The organism is Burkholderia sp. MSMB2157WGS, from assembly GCF_001532755.1.
GTDB lineage: Bacteria > Pseudomonadota > Gammaproteobacteria > Burkholderiales > Burkholderiaceae > Burkholderia.
This window is the reverse complement of record NZ_LPJG01000021.1, coordinates 223,673-242,864: the sequence shown is the minus strand read 5'-3', so window position 1 is coordinate 242,864 and position 19,192 is coordinate 223,673. Positions and strand designations below refer to the sequence as shown.

7 protein-coding genes are annotated in these 19,192 nt (G+C 69.4%); 6 read left to right on the top strand and 1 reads right to left on the bottom strand.

What is annotated here, in order from left to right:
* Positions 1 to 2: 2 nt before the first annotated feature.
* Positions 3 to 2,213: a xanthine dehydrogenase family protein molybdopterin-binding subunit gene (locus WT53_RS14525; protein WP_034204442.1), complete on the top strand. Its 2,211-nt coding sequence runs from the start codon at positions 3 to 5 to the stop codon at positions 2,211 to 2,213.
* Between the two features lie 120 nt (positions 2,214 to 2,333).
* Here the strand turns inward: WT53_RS14525 and WT53_RS14520 are convergent, their stop codons facing one another.
* A complete protein-coding gene (locus WT53_RS14520; RefSeq protein ID WP_034204441.1) occupies positions 2,334 to 3,536 on the bottom strand; it encodes a Fic family protein in 1,203 nt (400 codons plus the stop codon).
* A gap of 414 nt (positions 3,537 to 3,950) precedes the next feature.
* On the opposite strand from WT53_RS14520, the gene WT53_RS14515 reads away from it, so the two are divergent.
* The 5 genes from WT53_RS14515 (at position 3,951) to WT53_RS14495 (ending at position 19,172) form a co-directional block, all read left to right on the top strand.
* The gene (locus WT53_RS14515; RefSeq protein WP_034204440.1) at positions 3,951 to 4,349 is read left to right on the top strand and encodes a winged helix-turn-helix domain-containing protein; all 399 of its coding nucleotides are present in this window, start codon (positions 3,951 to 3,953) and stop codon (positions 4,347 to 4,349) included.
* Between the two features lie 402 nt (positions 4,350 to 4,751).
* On the top strand, positions 4,752 to 5,903 hold the full coding sequence (gene sctQ, locus WT53_RS14510; protein ID WP_034204439.1) for a type III secretion system cytoplasmic ring protein SctQ: 1,152 nt from the start codon (positions 4,752 to 4,754) through the stop codon (positions 5,901 to 5,903).
* Positions 5,904 to 5,906: 3 nt separating this feature from the next.
* Positions 5,907 to 6,581, top strand: a complete 675-nt coding sequence (sctR, locus tag WT53_RS14505; RefSeq protein WP_034204438.1) for a type III secretion system export apparatus subunit SctR — start codon at positions 5,907 to 5,909, stop codon at positions 6,579 to 6,581.
* A complete protein-coding gene (locus tag WT53_RS14500; RefSeq protein WP_034204437.1) occupies positions 6,578 to 7,366 on the top strand; it encodes a lytic transglycosylase domain-containing protein in 789 nt (262 codons plus the stop codon). Before sctR ends, WT53_RS14500 begins: the two co-directional genes overlap by 4 nt.
* A 208-nt stretch (positions 7,367 to 7,574) precedes the next feature.
* A complete protein-coding gene (locus tag WT53_RS14495) occupies positions 7,575 to 19,172 on the top strand; it encodes an LWXIA domain-containing protein (RefSeq protein ID WP_060260332.1) in 11,598 nt (3,865 codons plus the stop codon).
* Positions 19,173 to 19,192 lie beyond the last annotated feature (20 nt).

Here is a 19,192-nt window from a genome sequence, read left to right as displayed (position 1 = left end):
CCATGACGATCGAACTCGACCACACCGATTCGGTGCGCCCGTCGCGCCGCACGTTCCTGAAGGCCGCCGGGGCAGCCGCCGCCGTCAGCCTGACCATCGGCTTCGACTGGGCCGGCCTCGGCCGCCGCGCGCTCGCCGCGACCGCGCCGGCCGGCGATTTCGCGCCGAACGCATTCCTGCGCATCACGCCCGACGGCGCCGTCACGGTGATCGCGAAGCACGTCGAAATGGGCCAGGGCGCGTATACGGGCATCGCGACGATCGTCGCCGAGGAGCTCGACGCCGACTGGTCGAGCGTGCGCGTCGAAAGCGCGCCGGCCGATGCGAAGCGCTATGCGAACCTCGCGTTCGGCACGATGCAGGGCACGGGCGGCAGTTCGGCCATGTCGAACTCGTGGCAGCAACTGCGCGAAGCGGGCGGCAAGGCGCGCGCGATGCTCGTGTCGGCCGCGGCGGCCCGCTGGAAGGTGCCGGCCGCCGAGCTGACCACCGCCGACGGCGTCGTCACGCACGCGAAGAGCGGCAGGACGGCCGCGTACGGCACGCTCGTCGCCGATGCGTCGAAGCTGCCCGTGCCCGACAAGGTCACGCTGAAGCAGCCGGCCGATTTCAAGCTGATAGGGCACCGGATTCCGCGCGTCGACGCGTCGTCGAAATCGAACGGCACCGCGCACTTCACGCTCGACACGACGTTTCCCGGCATGCGCGTCGCGCTGCTGCAGCGGCCGTCGCGCTTCGGCGCGACGGTGAAATCGTTCGACGCGACGGCCGCGAAGGCCGTGCCGGGCGTCGTATCGGTCGTGCAGGTGCCGGGCGGCGTCGCGGTCGTCGCGACCGGCTTCTGGGCCGCGAAACAGGGCCGCGATGCACTGAAGATCGAATGGGACGAAACGAAGGCGGAGAAGCGCGGCTCGGACGAGCTGATGCGCGAATACCGGCAACTCGCCGAGAAGCCGGGCACGTCGGCGCGCAAGGACGGCGATGCCGATGCGGCGATCGCCGGCGCGGCGCGCAAGATCGGCGCGACGTACGAATTCCCGTATCTCGCGCATGCGCCGATGGAGCCGCTCGACGCGGTCGTCAAGCTGACGGCGGACAGCTGCGAGATCTGGGCCGGCGATCAGTTCCAGACGGTCGACCAGGGCAACGCGGCCAGGACGGCCGGGCTGAAACCCGAACAGGTGCGGATTCACACGCTGTATGCGGGCGGCAGCTTCGGCCGGCGTGCGAATGCGTGGTCGGACTACGTGGTCGAGGCCGTGTCGATCGCGAAGGCGCTCGGCGCGGACGGCAAGCCCGTCAAGCTGCAATGGACGCGCGAGGACGACATCCAGGGCGGCTTCTACCGGCCGATGTACTTCCACAAGCTCGACGCGGGCCTGACCGCGGACGGCCGGCTGGTGGGCTGGCGCCACCGGATCGTCGGCCAGTCGATCCTCGCCGGCACGCCGTTCGAGGCGTTCATGGTCAAGAACGGCGTCGACGCGACGTCGGTCGAGGGCGCGGCGAACCTGCCCTACGCGGTGCCGAACGTGTCGGTCGAACTCACCACGACCCAGGTCGGCCTGCCGGTGCTGTGGTGGCGCGTGGTCGGCAGCTCGCACACGGCCTATGCGGTCGAGGCATTCATCGACGAAGCCGCGCATGCGGCCGGCAAGGACCCGTATGCGTTCCGCCGCGATCTGCTCGCGAAGGAGCCGCGCATGCGCGCGGTGCTGGATCTGGCCGCACAGAAGGCCGGCTGGGATCCGGCCAAGCCGCTGCCGAAGGGTCGCGGGCGCGGGATCGCGGTGGCCGAGGCGTTCAAGAGCTATGTCGCGCAGGTGGCCGAGGTATCGGTCGACGCGGACGGCAAGGTGAAGGTCGAGCGCGTGGTGTGCGCGGTCGACTGCGGGATCGCGATCAATCCCGACATCGTCGCCGCGCAGATGGAGGGCGGCATCGGTTTCGGGCTCGGCGCGGCGATGCACAGCGCGATCACGCTGAAGGACGGCCAGGTCGAGCAGCGCAACTTCGACGGCTATCACGTGCTGCGGATGGCGGAGATGCCGAAGGTCGAAGTGCATATCGTGCCGTCGGCGGAAGCGCCGACCGGCGTCGGCGAGCCGGGCGTCGCGCCGGTCGGGCCGGCCGTGGCGAACGCGATCTTCGCGGCGACCGGCAAGCGGCATTACGTGCTGCCGTTCGATTCGGCGGATAGCGCGAAGGCCTGATACGCGGGAACGCCGGCTGCCGGGCGACGCATGCCCGGGGGCCGGCGTTTTTCAATGCATCGCGGGAACACCGTGTTTTTCCGGGCTAAAGCCGCGCGATATGGGGCGGCCCGGCGCCGCTCACGCTTGGTCGACTTCAGGCCAAAGCCGCGGAAACAGAAACCGGAGGCTGTTCAACGGCAATCCGAAAGAAAGCTCGCCGCGATGCGACGGCGAGGTCAGCAGCCCGTAATCCAGCAGCGATCGAATGATCCTGCGCGCCAATACGTCGCTTACACCCAGCATCTGCGCGAATTCCGCACGCGTGACGGTTCTGCGCAGCGCCACGAATTCGATCGCCAGCGCTGCGGCTTCCGGTTTGATCACGGATTTTTCCGAGCGAATCGTCCACGGGTTGGCCTCCAGGAATCGCAGCAAATCCAGCAGTCGCCCCGTGACCCCGTCAAACTGGGTCATATGCACCATAAAACCGACCTGGTCCTGACAGCAGTCGAGAAAAAACCGGGCGAACTTGACCAATCCTTCCTGGGATAAGTTGCCACGGCCGTCCAGATCGTTGCGACGCGTCTGATCAGCCTCGCTCAGCCTCGCGTAATACTGCTCATGCTCTCGCGCCAGCCCCCGAAGCGGCGACCAGAGACCGTGGGTCAGATCGGCAGCGCGCAACCCGAGATGCGAATGCAGGCGCGCCACGCGACCATTGCCGTCCATGAACGGGTGTACCCAGGCGAGACGATGATGCGAACATGCGATGCCGATCAGTTGATATTCCTTGGCGCGGATGCGGGCATAACGTGTCGCCCACGCCTGAAGCAGCGGCTCGATCATTTCCGGTTCGGGCGCCAGATGACGGCCGACCGTCACATCCGAGCGCCGAAATTCGCCCGGAACGATGACATTCCCCTCCCCGGTCAATCGCTCATCGTCAGGCAAGCAGGAAAAGAAACGATCGTGAATGGCCGAGATTCGCGCCGGCTCGAACAACGCAGCGACCGGGAGCGCACTCCACTCCTCCTCGAGTGCAGCTTCCGCCGCGATATGCGCGACCGCGAAACGTTGCTTCCTGCGTTCGACGATATCGGTCGAATAGTCCCGAAGCAGCGCCGCCTCGATCTTGGCAGGCGTAGTGTGCTGGCCTTCGATCTTGTTCGTGTAGTACGAATTCATCGCACGCAATTGCGGCACGAGCGCAGTGGCCAGCGGGGTATCGCTGATGGCAAGTAACCGCCGCGAAGAATCGACCAGCTCGGCGGCCTGCTCGAGCAGCGGATCGAGTACGCGATCTTCGGGAAACAACGGTTCGAAGGTAGCGACGGTCGTCATGCTTTCTCGTACGGTTCCATGTAGGGTTCGATGTCGGCAATTATAGTCACTTATGTCACTGATTTATATTGAATTTTCATTGTCACATGTAGGCTTCCATGTAGGGTTCCATGTCGGGTTTCCGAGGCCCGCCGCCCACCTCGGTCGAGCGCGTGGCGCCGGCGTCTCCGCCACGTTACGTCGGACGTAACGCCCGTAACGTCGCGACGCGATGCTACGTAACAATCCTTCAGCGCCGTTCCGCCCCTTTCATCGATCGCCCAGCGGCTTCCCGTTAAAAATTCTTTTAAATTCAAGGCTGCCGCGCCTTCCGCGCCGCGACCGCCCGTTATTACCGTCTGACGATCCGCCCCTGGCCCGGAAGTTGCAGCACAAGGCCCGCAAACACTCCTTTACGGACATGCGAGGGCCACCATGGATTGCAAATACCTGTACATCGACAATATAAAAATCAACTTCGTGCGCCGCACGATCGAAATCGACAACAAGGTCGTGGACGTGACGCCGCGCGAATTCGACGTCGTCGAATTCCTGCTCGACAACATGAACAAGATCGTGCCGCGGCAGGCAATCCAGGAGGCCGTGTGGGGCCGTGAGCTCGGCGTGTCGTCGCGCACGCTCGACACCCATATCTCGCGGATCCGTTCGAAGCTGCAGCTCGAACACGACAAGAATCTGCGGATCATCCCGATCTACGCGGTCGGCTATCGCCTGGTGCTGTTCGGTGCGGCGATGACGCACGTCGAACGTCACGAAGCGGCGCCGATGCAGCGCACGGCGCCGCAACCGTCGATGGCCGCCGACTACGCTTGACGCGTCATCCGCGCGCTGCTCGATCGCGGCACGCCGGCAACGCTTCCCCCACCGCGCCGCGCGGATTCGCAGCCCCTCGCGACCGGCCGGCCGGACGCGGCCTGCACGCCGCCCGGCCCGCCAGCCGGTCGCACCCCAACCGCCGCCTCCGGGCGGCGGTTGCTTTTGAGCGCCCGCCGCGGCGCCGCCCGCTTCATCGCGCTCCACCGCCGTCCGCCGTCGTTCGTCGCGCTTCGTAGCGCCCCGCTCGCGCCGTCTTCGCGCGATGGTCGCGACTACGGATTCCGGCGCGGCACGCGGCCATCGCCGTCCCTACAATCGACGCAGCAGCCGCGCGCCCCTCGGCGCCGCCGGCCCCAGAACAATCCGTCGAACCAACGCCGAATCCGCCCCGATCCCGCCGTGCCTGCGCTGTTCCTGACGAATGCCGACGCCGGCGACGCCGCGAACCGGGCCATGCCCGCCGCTTCCCCGCCGCCCGCCGCCGCGCCGGCCGCGGTCGCGCTCGACGCGTCGCCCCATCTGCCGCGCCTGTCCGCCGCCGCCGCGCGCGGGCTGTCGCATGCGTACTGCGCGACCGGCGCCGTCCCGGTCACGCTCGGCGAGCATGCGTACGAGGTGCGCTGGCGCGTCGACGCCGAGCCGGCCGCCGATGCGCACGCGTACCGGTTCGTCGTCGGCCCGGCGGCCGGCACGCTGTGGATCGACCCGGTCGCGGAAACCGAATGGCTCGGCGATGCAGCCGACCCGGCGGTCCCGGCCGTGATCCGCGCGGCGCTGCTCGCCGACCTGTGCGCGCCGCTCGCGGCGGTGCTGCAGGCCGCGACGCGGCAGCGCGTGGAACTGCTGCCGCCGCCGGACGGCGCCCCGGCCTCGCACGCATCGCCTGCCGCGCTGCGGTTCGAGCTGCGGCGCGCCGACGCCGCGTGGCGCTGCCACGGCGCGCTGCTGTTCGACGCACCGGATGCGCTGGCCGTGTTCTTCGCGGCCGCGCCGGCCGCGCCCGCCGACGCGCGCGCGGCCTATGCGAGCCTGCCCGTGCCGCTCGTGTTCGAGATCGGCCGTACCGAGCTGACGACGGCCGAGCTGGCCGATGTCGTCGGCGGCGACATCATCGCGATCGAGCGCTGGCAGGCGCACGAGCAGAACCTGCTGTGCGTCGCGCGTCTGCCGGCCGCGCCGGCGTGGGAGATCACCGGACTGCCGTCGGGCAACCGGCTGACCGTCGAACGAATCAGGGAGATGCCTTTGGAACCGACCCGCACCGACTCGCCGCCGACGACGCACGACGCGCCGGCCGCCGACGCGCCGCGCTCGCTCGACGGCCTCGCCGTCGATCTGCGCTTCGAGCTGCCGCCCACGTCGATGCCGCTCGGCGAACTGAGCGCGCTGCAGCCGGGCGCCGTGATCGAGCTGCAGCAAGGGATCAACCAGAGCGTGATCCATCTCGTCGCGAACGGGATGCTGATCGGCACCGGCCATCTGATCGCGGTCGGCCAGAAGCTCGGCGTACGCGTCGTCACGCTGACGCAACCCGCGCCGCGCGAGCGCTGAACGATGGGCAATCTGCCGAATCCGGTCGCGCTGATCGCGGTGATCGCCGCGCTCGGCATCGCGCCGTTCGCGGCGCTGATGGTGACGAGCTACACGAAGCTGGTGGTCGTGCTCGGCCTGCTGCGCTCCGCGCTCGGGATCCAGCAGGTGCCGCCGAACCTCGTGCTGAACGGCATCGCGCTGATCCTGTCGCTGTTCATCATGGCGCCCGTCGGGATGTCGATCCGCGACGCGCTGCAGGCGCGCCACTTCGATGCGTCGGGGCAATTGTCGACCTCGGACATCGGCGCGCTCGCCGATGCGGCGCTGCCGCCGATCAAGGATTTCCTGATATCGCATACGCGGCAGCGCGACCGCGAATTCTTCGTGCGCACCGCGACGTCGGTCTGGCCGAAGAACCGTGCGGACGGCATCAAGGACGACGACCTGCTCGTGCTGGTGCCGAGCTTCACGCTCGCCGAGCTGACGAAGGCGTTCCAGATCGGCTTCGTGATCTACATCGTGTTCATCGTCGTCGATCTGCTGGTCGCGAACATCCTGCTGGCGCTCGGGATGCAGATGATCTCGCCGACGACGATCTCGGTGCCGTTCAAGCTGCTGCTGTTCGTCGCGCTCGACGGCTGGTCGCTGCTCGTGCACGGGCTCGTGCTGTCGTACCGCGTCGCGGGGGCGGGATGAACGCGCGCCGCCTGCGGACCGCCGCCGCCTGCCTGTGCGCGCTGGCCATGCTCGCGCTCGCGTGCCTGCCGGCGCGCGTCGCGCAGGCGGCCGGCGGCGGCGCCGGTTTCGCGCAACTGGCGCGCGCCTGCGCGCCGAACGTCGATCCCGCGACGCTCGCCGCGCTCGTGCGCACCGAGTCGGGTTTCAATCCGTACGCGATCGGCGTGGTCGGCGGGCACCTGACACGCCAGCCCGCCTCGCTCGACGAGGCGCGCGCGACCGCGCGCGAGCTGTCGTCGCGCGGCTTCAGCTACAGCGTGGGCCTCGCGCAGGTGAACGAACGCAATTTCGCGAAATACGGGCTCGACGAAGCGACGATGTTCGAGCCGTGCCGCAACCTGCAGGCCGGCGGCGCGATCCTGACCGAATGCTTCGCGCGCTCGTCGGGCACCGGCCGCGCCACGCAGGCCGCGTTGCGCGCGGCGCTGTCGTGCTACTACAGCGGCAACTTCACGACCGGTTTTTCGAGCGGCTACGTGAGCCGCGTCGTCGCGAGCGCGCAGCGCAATGCGCGCGAAGGCGGCATCGAGCCGATTCCCGTCGTGACCGACACGCCGCCGCCCGCGCGCCAGCGGCGCATGGCCGCGGCCGCCGCGACGCCGCCCGAACGCGCGCGCCGCCTGCCGTCGGCCGCCGCATCCGCGGATGCGCCGTCGTGCCATGCGCGCCCGGTTCTGATGATGTGCCGCGGGCTGCCGGCAAACCAGGCGAAGCGGCTCTGCGTGCGGTGTCTCGATCAGTGACGACCTGCGGCGCTGGCCGCCGTGCGCTGATCGAACGCCGCGCCGTGCGCGCCTCGTAGCACGCGTTGCGCACGCCTCCCGAGCGCGCCGCCACGCTACGAAACAGCGGCATGCCAGCCGCGAGGCGTCTCCTTACACTTGAAAGCTGACGGCGCGACGTACCGTGCGCCGGGTGCTCCGCGCATCGCGCGGCTCAACGGAGACGAGCATGCTGTTGATCGACGGACTGGGACTGGGCGTCAACTGGCAGCGCTTCCTGTCGGAAACGCTGAATCCTGTCGTTGCTCCTCCTCCACCGCCGCCACCGAAACAGGACGATCCGGCAGCCGGCCCGGCGAACCCGGTCACCGCCCCGCCGATTCCCGTCAATGCGTCGTTGGCCACCGACCCGTCGAAGCCGACCAACGCGGAGATCGCCGACGCGACGTCGCTGATGCAGCGCATGGCCGCGCAATACACGGCGCCGCCGCCCGACATCACCGTCGAGAACAAGACGACGCAAGCGGTACGGCAGGCCATCCAGGACGCGCAGACGAAATACGACGACGCGTCTAAATCGCTGCAGGGCGCGCAGAACGTGCTGCACGTGGTCAACCGCGATCCCGAATCGACGCCGGAGGCCCGCAAGGCCGCGCAGGCCGATTATGCGAAAGCGCGCACGGCGGCCGACGCCGCCCAGCGCGAGCTGAACGTGACGACCGACGCCGGCTACACGATCCTGTATCGCGAACAGGCCGACGCCGACAAGCCGTCCGGCATCCAGATCGACGACGACGGCAAGGTGACGAACCCGGGCGACGCGCAGAATGCGGCCAACGACAAGCTCAAGGCGCTGCAGGCCGCTTTTCCCGACCACGCGAACGACCCGAACTGGATACCGAAGCCGGGCGACTGCAAGAACGCGGAGCAGTCGAAGCGCTACGACGACTGGAAAAACGCCGACGCGCAAGCGGCTGCCGGTACCGCGAAATACTTTTCCGATCTGTCGAACGCGTACCTCGCCCGTACGCAGCTCCGATCGTATCTCGTCGATCCCGACTACAAGGCGGCACTCGACGCCGGGATCGGCCGGCTGAACAGGGCGTTGGCGGATCAGGATCTGCAGGTGAACCTGCCGGAGGCGCCCGAATCGCCGGAAGCCGCGCAAAAGGACGTCACGGCCGCGGCAAAATCGGCGAACCTCACGAACGCGGCGCTCGCCGCGGCCAACGACGCCATCGCACTCGCGCAGGCACAGCAGAAATTCGACGTGGTCGCCGGCAAGCAGGGGACGGTGATCGTCGCGCCGAACTCGGCTTCGGACGCGAACGCCGCGCTCAAGCGCGCGCAGACGGCCGCGAACACGAGCGGCGGCTATCTGCAGATGCTGGCCGCGCAGCAACGGGTCGACGGCGCACAGGACGACTGTGCGCTCGCTCAGCAGGCGTCCGACAAGTGGCACAAGGACAACCCGCGGCCGCCGCATCTGCCGCCCGTCGACGCGAAGGTCGATCTCGATCTCACCGCCGCGTACGCGAAGCTCTACAAGGCGAAACAGCAGGCGAGCATCGCGCACGACGGCTTCGTCGCCGCGTACGGTGCGACGCTCGCGCAGCAGTACGACGATCAGGCGTCGAAGATCAGCGCGCAGGTGAAGGCGCAGCAGCCGCTGCTGAAGCCGTTTTTCCAGCAACCGCCGCAACTGACGTCGACCGCCGCACCGCCGGCGCCCTTTTCGTCGCTGTCGACGGCCGCGGGTGCCGCGCCGGGCGCGAGCCCGTCGCTGCCCACGGCCTTCGCGGCGCCCGTACCGACCGGCAGGCATGCCGCATCGTCAGCGCCGATCCTGTCGCTGACCGACCCGTCGCGATCGACGATGCCGCTGCCGGCTGCGGCGAACGGCCCGACGCAGATCGACGCCACACGCCTGCAGGTGGTCGCCGGCGCGCTGAGGATGGCCAGCAACCGGCTGTCGGACGACGTCAATTCGCGTGCAGCCGACGTCGCACTGAGCAACGCGCAGGACGACGTCGATCAGGCAAAGCGTGCACTCGCCGCCAAGCAGAAGCAGTACGACGAATGGGCCGCCGCCAACCCGCCGCCGTTGCGGCTGCGCACGTTGCCGGACGGCGACGTGATGCCGGCGCCGTCGTATCGCCCGAACCCATACCAATCCGAGCTGAACGACGCGCGGGACGCCGTCACGAAGGCGGAGAACGCCCTTCCGCAACTGCAGTTGCTGCGCGACACGTCGCGCCAGCAGGTTCTGCTCGACCGGTTCGACGCGGGCCTCGAGGAGCGGCTGCGCTATGTCGACGAGAAATCCGACGCGGCCGACGACTACAAGAAGGCGATGCATGACTTCTACGAAGCGCATCGCACCGAAATGTCGAATTCGATGCTCGACGCGGCCAGCCTGAGCACCGGGAACGGCGGCACGATCGCGTTCGGCTCGCTCGGCGAGAATCGGCAGCGCAACCTGATCGGCATCGCGCTCGGGCAACAGCCGGACGTGCCGGCCGATGCTTCGTCGCCATCCGTCTCGGCTGCCGAGGATTCGACTGCGCGCTTCGTCGACAAGGACAAGCTGTCGGTCATCGACGCCGTGCGCGACAAGCTGTTGTCGGTCGGCGGCGGCAAGGACACGCAGATCAGCGTGCTGCCGATGGTGTATGCCGCGAAGGAAACCGGGACGACGACGAGCGCGCTGTTCAAGGTAACGGGCAAGGACGGCAAAACGCACTACATCGACGAATCGGCCGGCAACTACGACAGCATCGACGATTATCTCGACAGCAATCAGCTGTCGTCGGACGGCACCGTCGACATCCTGACCGGCCACGACGAGAACGGCGCGCCGCAGCTCGTGTCGAAGGCCGCGCACAACGACAGTACGTTCGACTCCGTGCTGAATTTCTTCACGGGCACCGGCGTCAACATGGGGATGCTGCTCGGCGGGATGGCGCTCGAGGTGATCGGCACGGCGCTCGACGGCACGGTGATCGGCGCGGCGATCGGCGTGCCGCTGAACATCATCGGCGCGGGGATGACCTACACGGCGATCGGTTCCGCGATGACGAAGGCGGGCCTCGATCTCGCCAACCGTGTCCAGCACGACCAGAGCATCAGCCCATTCGACGCCGGCGCCCGCGCCGACTACATCAATCTCGTGCCGATGGCCGCCGGTGGCGCCGCGAAACTCGCGGGCACGAAGCTGTTCGAGCGCGCGGTCACGACGAAGGTCGCGTCGGTCATCGCCAAGGGTGCGGAACGGACGGCGTTCGCGACCGGTGTCGCCGGCGCCGGCGAGGCGTTCGTCGAATCCGGCGTCGACCTGTGGCAAGGCAATACGAAGGCAGCCGGCGAAGCGTTCGAATCCGGCGTCATCAACACCGCGCTGATGGGTGCGGGGGCGGCCAAGCAACGCGCGGTCACGGGCATCCGCACCCGCACCGGACGACCGATCGCCGCGCACACGACGGATGGCAACGTCGTCAAGATCGACGACCGGACGATCGGGCAAATCCTGAACAAGGACGGCGCCGCGTCGCTGTCGGCCGACCGCACACGTGCGACGCTCGACGGCGAGGCCGTGAAGGTCGCACCCGACGGCGTACTGATGGTCGGCGACAAAGTGCTGACCTACGAAGACCAGCCGATCCGCGTGCTCGACAAGACGTCGGCGAAGCGGTTGCCGCCCGGCAAGTCGGTGGTGCTCGGCCAGGACGGCACGCTGTCCGTCGTGTCGGCTTCACCGAAGGCCTGGACTCACGGCACGCGGGTCGACAGCGTCACGGACACCGGCGAACGCCTGACGTTCGGCCCGGACGGCGCCATCGGCACGACGTCGAACATCGTCGCGAAATCGCGGCTCGACAGGCTGGACGAGGTCATCGATCAGGGCAAGGACCTGCACCGCCAGTTGCGCGACGCCGCGGCAAGGGAGGCACGCCGCGTCCAGCAGGCCGCCGCCGAAGGTGAAAGCGCGAATGCGGCCCACGATGCCCACAGTACGCAGCGCACGAGCGAGGCGCGCGCGCAGGCCGACCGGCAGCACGACGACATCGACGCGGACCGCACGACGGCCACCCGTGGCGCCGCTGCACGCGCCGCCGAGAGCGACGAACCGGCCGGCGCCGGCACGCGCACGAAGCCGGACGGCACGCCGCCGCGCGTCGATGTACGGGTCGTCGACCTGACGGACGCAGCGCCCGCCACGCGGCCGGCGACGTCCGACCCGGCCGGCATCGCGGTGCCGCGCGGGCCGAGCGTCGAGCCGATGCAGGTCGGCGAGCGCACGGTCTATCTCGTGCGAAATGGCGCGAGCCGCGATCCGGGCACGCCCGCCCCGAGTCCGCAGGCACTCGACGAGCCCGTGATCGTCGTCGCCGGCGAGCACGACGCGGCACTCGCGCCCGAGCTGGCGAACCGCTGGCAGAAACCCGTCTATGCGGCCGCGCCCGACGCATTCGGCGCCGATGGCCAGTTGCGCGCCGATGCGCGGGTGCTGCGTTTCGACCCGGAACCGGAAGCGGTGGCGATGGAAAACGGCCCTTCCGGAGCCGCCGTGACTGAAGAAGCATCGCCGGCGCCGTCGCGCCCCGCGGCGCCCGACGAAACGCTGATCGTGCTCGCGGGCAAGCGCGGCCCGAACGAGCCGGCGATGCCGCGCGCGGTCGCCACGCCCGAACCCGTCACCGCGCACGACGGCATATTCAGCGCGCCGAACCGCGTGCTCGTGGTGGTCAAACCGGACCACCCCGCCATTGCCGAAGCAGCAGCCGAACCCGTGGCGGATCGCGGTACGGCCGCCGTCTCTGCGCGCGACGAGACGCCCGCCGAAGCCGCCGGCGGCAAGACCGTCCGCACGCAGGCCGGTGACGCACGCACGCCCCTGCCGACCGACGATCCGGCGCGCGCGGCGCCCGCGGAAACGCCCGGCACCGCGACACCCGATTACGCCACCCCGCATCCCGGCTGGATCACGCGGATGCAGATGCGGCTGGGCGGCGCACCGCTGCCGGAAGCCGTACAGGCGCTCGCGATGCAGTCGGGCACGCTTGCGACGCAGTTGCGCATGCTGCAGGACGCCGGCTGGCGCGTGACGATCGGCAAACGCGGCCGCGGCAGCCACGTCGATACGCGCAAGCGCCGCGTGACGATCGACGGCGGCCTCCGCGATGCGGGCAGCATCACGTACGTGCTCGCGCGCGAGTCGCGCAAGGCCGTCGAGGCGATGGCCGGCGTGCTGGACCACGACTCCGGGCAGCGCGGCGGCTTCACGCGCAAGGCGCTCGAGGCCGAGGCGCGCGCGCAGATCAGCGCGTTCGAGGCCCGCTACGAAATCAGGCTGGCCAGCGGCACCGACATTGCCGCGCACCTCGCTCACCCGGACCCGATCGCGCGCGAAGGCGCGAACTGGCGCGGGCGGTCGCACGACTACGCAGGCACGGTCGACCGACTGGCGAGCACGCTGGGCGACGTGCACACGTCGGGGGCGGACGGCGCGACCTATCGCGCGTTCTACAACGACGCGTGGTCGCGCCAGAAGGGGCGCGGCGGCATGCCGCGCCGGATGCCCGCGCCGCGGATGGACGAAACCGGCACCGCATCGCGCGGTGTCGCCCGCTTCGATGCGCGCGTCGCCTGGAGTCGCGCGCATGCCGAAATCGCGTCGCCGTACCGCGCGGGCGAGCGCCCCGATGCCGCCGAGCTGGCCGCCGCGCGCACGCGTCATTTCACGATCGACCCCGGGCGCCGCGTGGTCGTGCTGCACGCCGACACGCGCGCGGACGGCGCCTTGCTCGTCGACGGCCGGCCGGTCGGCGCGCACGAATACCTGCTCGAAATGGCGCCGCCGTTCGTGGTGCAGGAAGGTTATGCGATCGTGCTCGCCGCGAAGCACGACGGCGCCGCGCATGCGGCGCGGCTCGCGAACCTGTGGCAACGGCCCGTGTATGCCGCGCCCGCGGAAGCGGTTGGCGCGCACGGCGCGCTGCTCGATACCGGCACGTTCCATCGCGTCGATCCGGCGCCAGCCGCGCCGCACGATCTCGGCCCGCTGAACGCCGACCCGCTCGGCGTCTATGCGCACGGCGACCGCAACGCGCGTGTCGACGTCGCGCACGAAGCCGGCGAACTGCTCGGCGCCGGCGGCGAAAAAACCGTATTCGCGCTCGGCGACGACGCCGCGCTCGGCATCTACGATCGCCACACCCACCCGGAATCCGGTCACGTGCGTGCGGCGGTCGACGAACGGCTCGCACTCGACGATCTGCGTTCGTACGGATTGCAGACGGTCACGATGAGCGGCCCGTTCTCGGTGCTCGGCCGCGTCGGCGTGCTGTATCGCCCGCTCGGCGTCCTGCATACGCATACGATGGCCGCGACCGGCGCGCTGCCGCGCGTCGTCACGCGGGCCGCCCTGGAACACATCCGGAAGATTCGTGCGGTCGTCGAGCGCGAGGGCCTCGCGTTCGACCTTCAGGGCATCTTCACGCGTCAGGGCGACTTCCTGCTGAGCGATCCCGGCCCGGTCTCGCGCGACCCGATCGAACACCTGCGCACGCTCGAGAAACTCACCGAACTCGAACGGCTGCTCACGCACGGCCTCGAACAAGGCGACATCGCGATCGCGCGCCCGGTCATCGCCGACACGCTGCCGCCCGACGCGTTCGTTCAGAAGCCGTCCATCATCACGCGGATCCGGATGCGGTTCGGCGGCGCGCCGCTGTCGAAGGAAGCGCTCGCGCTCGTCGACCGCTCGACGCTGCTGAGCGGACAGCTCGCTCAGGCGCAGGCCGCCGGCTGGAAGGTCGTGGTCGGCCGGCCCGGGCGCGGCAGCCGGATCGATACGGACCGGCAGCGCATCGTGCTCGACGGCCGGATGCGCCACACCGGTACGCTCGTGTACGCGCTCGCGCACGAGGCGCAGCATGCGGTCGATGCGATCGCCGGACGCCTGCTGCTCGACGGCGCATCCGGCGACACGCTGGTCGATCGTGCGCTGATGGCCGAAGCGCGTGCGCAAGCGAACGCGTTCGCGGTACGCCGTGCACTCATCGACGACATGGGCATCGACATCTCGAAGGATGTCCTCCTGCCCGACGCGATCGCGCGCGAAGCCGACCGCGTGATGCCCGGCGACGAAGCCGGCCTGCGCCGGCTCGCGGACGCGTTCGGCGACGCCGAGCCGTCGGTGCCCGGCTACGCGACCTACCGCGACTACTACGCGAGCCAGATCGCGCACATGCAGGCCGGCGGCGTGCCGCGCGAAATGGCCGCGCCAGCCTCGCCGGCGCCTCGGCCGGCACGCGGGCTCGCCGCCCGCAAGGCCGCCAAGCGCGAACAGCGCGCGCTCGATCTGCTCGCGTCGCACGGCAAGCGCGACCTGTTGCGCGTCGACGGCGACCAGCTCGACAGCATCGACGCGATGAAGACGGCATTCGGCACCGACGCGCACGTGCTGATCGCGCTGCGCACCGACCGCCCCGCCGACCGGCGCGACGCGATCCATCCGCAGCCCGAATTCATCGCGAGCTTCCGGACCAACGCACAGGGCAAGTTCGTCGACAAGAACGCGGCATCGGCCGATATCGATCCGCACCTGTTGCAGGACGCGTTTCTCTCACTGAAGGACAAAGGCGCCGCGAGCCGCGGGAATTACGATTACTACGTGTCGCCCGTCACGCTCGCCGAGTTGCACAAGTTTGGCGGCGCCGCGCGCGTCGACGCGTATTTCGGCGAACGCCGCGCGTGGGATGTCGAGCCGTCCGACACGGGCGTCGACGCGGAGGTCGTCGCAAACGTGCACGAGCTCGACAGCGCGCCGCGCTTCATGCGGCCGAAACCGGCGGCGCGACACGATCCCGGTGCGGGGGCGACGGTCTATGCGGTCGAACGCAAGACCGGCAAGGTGCTCGGCTACGCGACGCGCGATGGCGCCGGGAAATGGACGTACGTCGAAAAGACGTCGCTCGGCGATGCCACGATCGAATCGCGCGAGCTCGCCGCCGCGTTCCGGCGCCGCTGCTGGGCGTTGCCCGACGGTCGCCGCGGCGTGCAGTTCGTCGTCGCGAAGGTCGCGCACGACGTCGTCGAAAGCTATGGCGGCTTCGCGCCGGCCAAGATGCGCCGCCCGATCGGCAAGCCGAAGGCGCCGCTGTCGAAGCCGGACGTGTCCGTGCAGCGCGCGCTCGGGAACATGCATCCGTCGCTGCGGCGCCAGAACCGCGCGGCAGCCGAGGCGGACCTGCCCGACATCCTCCCGACGACGGCGGACGGCGCGCTCGACTTCAACGCGCACCACGCCGACGAGCTGAAACGCGCGCTCGAGATGGGCAAGATTCCCGACGGGCACTACGTGTACGTGTACGACCACGAAGGCACGGTCACCGATGTGCTGACCGGGTCGCTGACCGGCCTCATCGCGGTCGAGAACGGCACGGTGCGCTGGTACGACGACGTCGGCCAGTTCCGCGACCCGGACAATCCCGGCCTGCCGCTGGAGCGGGCGACGATCGGCCGCGGGCCGTATGGCGGCAATCAGCATTTCCTGCTTTCCAGGCTCGCCCCCGACGTATTCGAGCCGCGCGCGGCCGCGCTCAAGGCGGCCGCGCTGCAAGCCGCGCAGCCGGCCGCAGCGGCGGCGCCCCCGCCCGCCGCGAGCCAACGCGGCACCGGCACGCAAGCGGGCAAACGCGGCAAGGCCGGCCGAAAAGGTCGCAAAGGCAAGCAGGCCGCGCGCGGCACCCAGCGAACGCAGCCGGCCGCCGTCGCGCCGGCCACGCCGCCCGCCGCGCCGCCCCCGAAACCGATCGCGCTCAAGCCGTTCCAGCCTGCGTACGTATCGGGCGCGATCGTCGAATCGGTCACGCGCTACGGCAACGCGAAGATCGCCGATTTCGCGTCGACGCTCGAGCGCCTCACCGAATGGGGCAAGCGCGACGTGGGGCGCAAGGAAGGCAACGGCCTCACGTTCACCGACGCGCCGAAGGCCATTCTCGCCGATGCCGTACTGGCGAAGAAGATCTTCGGGACGCTGCACATGTGGCGCGAGGCGTCGAGCCTGCACCCGCACGGCGCTTTCACCCGCGTCCCCGCCCGGCACAACCTGTTCATGCGGGGCGCGCACTGGATCGGCGCGGCGCGCAGCACGGACAGAAAGCTGATCAGGCAATACGTGAGGCTGGCCACGCAGGCCAGGCTGACCGATCTCGCCGACCGCTTCGTCCCGATGTCGCGCTCGTTCTCGCTGCGCGACGATCCCGAGCAGATGAAGCGCTACATCAAGCGGTATGGCGGCGCGCTGCCGGCCGTCGCGCTGCAGGTCGACCCGTATTCGCTCGCCGCCGCGATGGGCGCGCTGCAGGATCCGGGGTTCATCCAGCGCGCCAAACGCTTCGGCGATCCGTCCGGCGCGCGCTACGACGACGATACGGCGACGCTCACGCGCACGGACGCCAACGGCACGCAGCACACGCTCGAACTCGACGATCTCGCCCACTTGCACAAGTGGCTCACGGCGGCCTCGGAATACGGCTTCCTGCTGCGCATCGAAGCCGCACCGTCGCGGCCCCGCGTGTCGCTGGAAGACGGCCATGCGATGGCCGGCACGAACGACGGCTACGCGGAAATGCGGCGCATCGGCGAGGCGCTCGAAACATGGGCGGCGCAGAACGGCGGCAAGCCGTCGCCGCTCGTGCTGCTGACCTTCCACGGTTCGGACGCCGTGCTCGAACCGGTGCCGGGCGAAGGCCACGTCGCGTTGCTCGACGCGATCCTGAGCCGCAAGCAGCTCGACTGGGTGCATGTCGGCCTGTCATGGGGCACGCACGGCGACGACTTCATCGCGAATGCGGACCTGACACGCGCGCTGGCGGCGAAGATCGCCGACTACGGAAAAAACGCCCCTGAAAAATTCGCGAGACTGCATGGCGGCGATGCGCTGACGCGTGTGTTCGAACCGGTCGGCATGCAGGATTTCGCGAACCAGCAGCGATTCCTGTTCTCGGAAATCGAGCGCATCGCGAAAAAGACGCACAAGATGTCCGACGCCGAGATCGTGGCATTACGCGACGCGCTGTACGAAGGCAACACGTCGACACTGCTGAATCAGGCTCGCCGGGCGACGAACGAGACGTCACAAGCGCAATGGAACAGCAAGGCGCCCCACAACCGGCTCGCCAGGCTCGCCCACGAGGCCGGCAGGAAATGGCTCGACAGCCATGGCGGCGGCGTGGCCGGGCGACCGTCGCTCGCATCGGTATCGGCGGCCGACAGCCGCGTGTACTGGAACGACGTCACCGGCCAGAAAGCGCTGCAGTACGACGCGTCGCTGCCGATCGGCGACGCGCGCAAGGCCATCGCGCAGCCCGATATGCCGAGCGCCACGATGGACGAGGCCAGCGCACGGATCAACGCGCTGCGCGTGCACCGATTGTCGAAAGCCCGCTCGGACCTGCGGAACGCATGGCTCGCGGGCGGGGCCGTCGTCGGCCTGTCGACCGGAATCGGCCTCGGGTTCCATCAGCTCGATACGACCGGGCTGGGCAATGCGTCGTCGTCGCTTCTGCTGGTGTCGCGCGTCGGACGCGTGTTCCAGGTCATGCACCAAGGCGCCATCCGCAGCCTGCAGTCGGGCGACCCGAGGGCGGCGGTGGCAGCCATCACGAGCCTCGGCGCGACGCTCGAGCGCCAGTTCAACTCCACGACGCACGACTACGGTCCGCATCGACTCGCTCAACTGAAGTCCGCGGTACGCCATGCGCAGGCGAAGGCGGCGCAATACGTCGAGCAATACCAGCAGGGGACGATGAGCTTCGACGACGCGAAGACGAACATCACCGCGCTCGCCGAGGACGTGCTCACGCAAATGCAGGGGTTCGTCGGCGGCACGTCGCTGCAGCAACTGCACGCGGGCAATCCGCGCAGCGGGCTGGGCATCACGGCGCGCGCGGGCATGACGGTCGCGTCGGTTGCGACGGTCGCGACCGGCATCCTCAAGACCTTCTATCCCACGCACCCGCTCACGGGTTTCGACGTCACGCTGGGCTGGACTGCCATTGCCAGCGGCGTGATCGGCACCGCCTACGCCGGTACGTCGCTCCTGATGGTGTCGCGACGCGTGAACGCGGACAAACGCAGCCGCGTCGTGCGCCTGCTCGATTCGGCGGGCGACTTCGCGTCGGTCGCGCTCGGCGGACTCTCCACCGTGTCCCAATGGCAGCAGGGCGAGCACAGTGTCGCCATCGCGACCGGCACCATGACCTCGTTGCTGCTCGCCGGCCGGCTCAATACGCACTTCCCGAACGCGACGCCTTTCGTCAAGCGGATCCCGACTGCGGTGGTCATGATCCCGGTCGCCGCATTCGGCTACAAGTTCGCGGTCGGCATCGCGCCCGTGATCGGCGGGTTCTTCGACTGGCTTTTCGGCGGCGGATCATCGCAGTCGAACGTCGCGCCGGGCGCATCGTCGAGTGCTTCGCCGAGTGCGTCCCCGAGCGCGTCGCCATCGCCGTCGCCGAGCGCCACGCCGAGCGCCACGTCGTCCCAGCCGCAACCGTCGTCGGGCACGCCGTCGACCCCGCCGTCGCCGTCGAGCGCCGCGCAGCCCTATATCGTCGTCGACGGCGATTCGCTGTGGGTGATCGCGGACCGGCATCGCCAGTCGCTGCTCGACGCCGCGCACGTGTCGCGTGCCGACCAGCAGGCGATGACGCGCGGCGAACAGGATGCGCGTGCGCTCAACGAGATCCTGCAGCTCAATCCGTCGGCCGCGCGCGATCCCGCGCACCTGCCGATCGGCACGCCGCTGGTGGTCGGATGAGGGTCGGCCCGCCGCGCACC

Excerpts from the sequence above, each read along its gene's own strand:
- WT53_RS14525 (WP_034204442.1), top strand. The coding sequence starts at position 3 with ATGACGATCGAACTCGACCACACCGATTCGGTGCGCCCGTCGCGCCGC.
- sctR (WP_034204438.1), top strand. The coding sequence starts at position 5,907 with ATGGGCAATCTGCCGAATCCGGTCGCGCTGATCGCGGTGATCGCCGCG.
- WT53_RS14495 (WP_060260332.1), top strand. The coding sequence starts at position 7,575 with ATGCTGTTGATCGACGGACTGGGACTGGGCGTCAACTGGCAGCGCTTC.
- WT53_RS14500 (WP_034204437.1), top strand. The coding sequence starts at position 6,578 with ATGAACGCGCGCCGCCTGCGGACCGCCGCCGCCTGCCTGTGCGCGCTG.
- WT53_RS14515 (WP_034204440.1), top strand. The coding sequence starts at position 3,951 with ATGGATTGCAAATACCTGTACATCGACAATATAAAAATCAACTTCGTG.
- WT53_RS14520 (WP_034204441.1), bottom strand. The coding sequence starts at position 3,536 with ATGACGACCGTCGCTACCTTCGAACCGTTGTTTCCCGAAGATCGCGTA.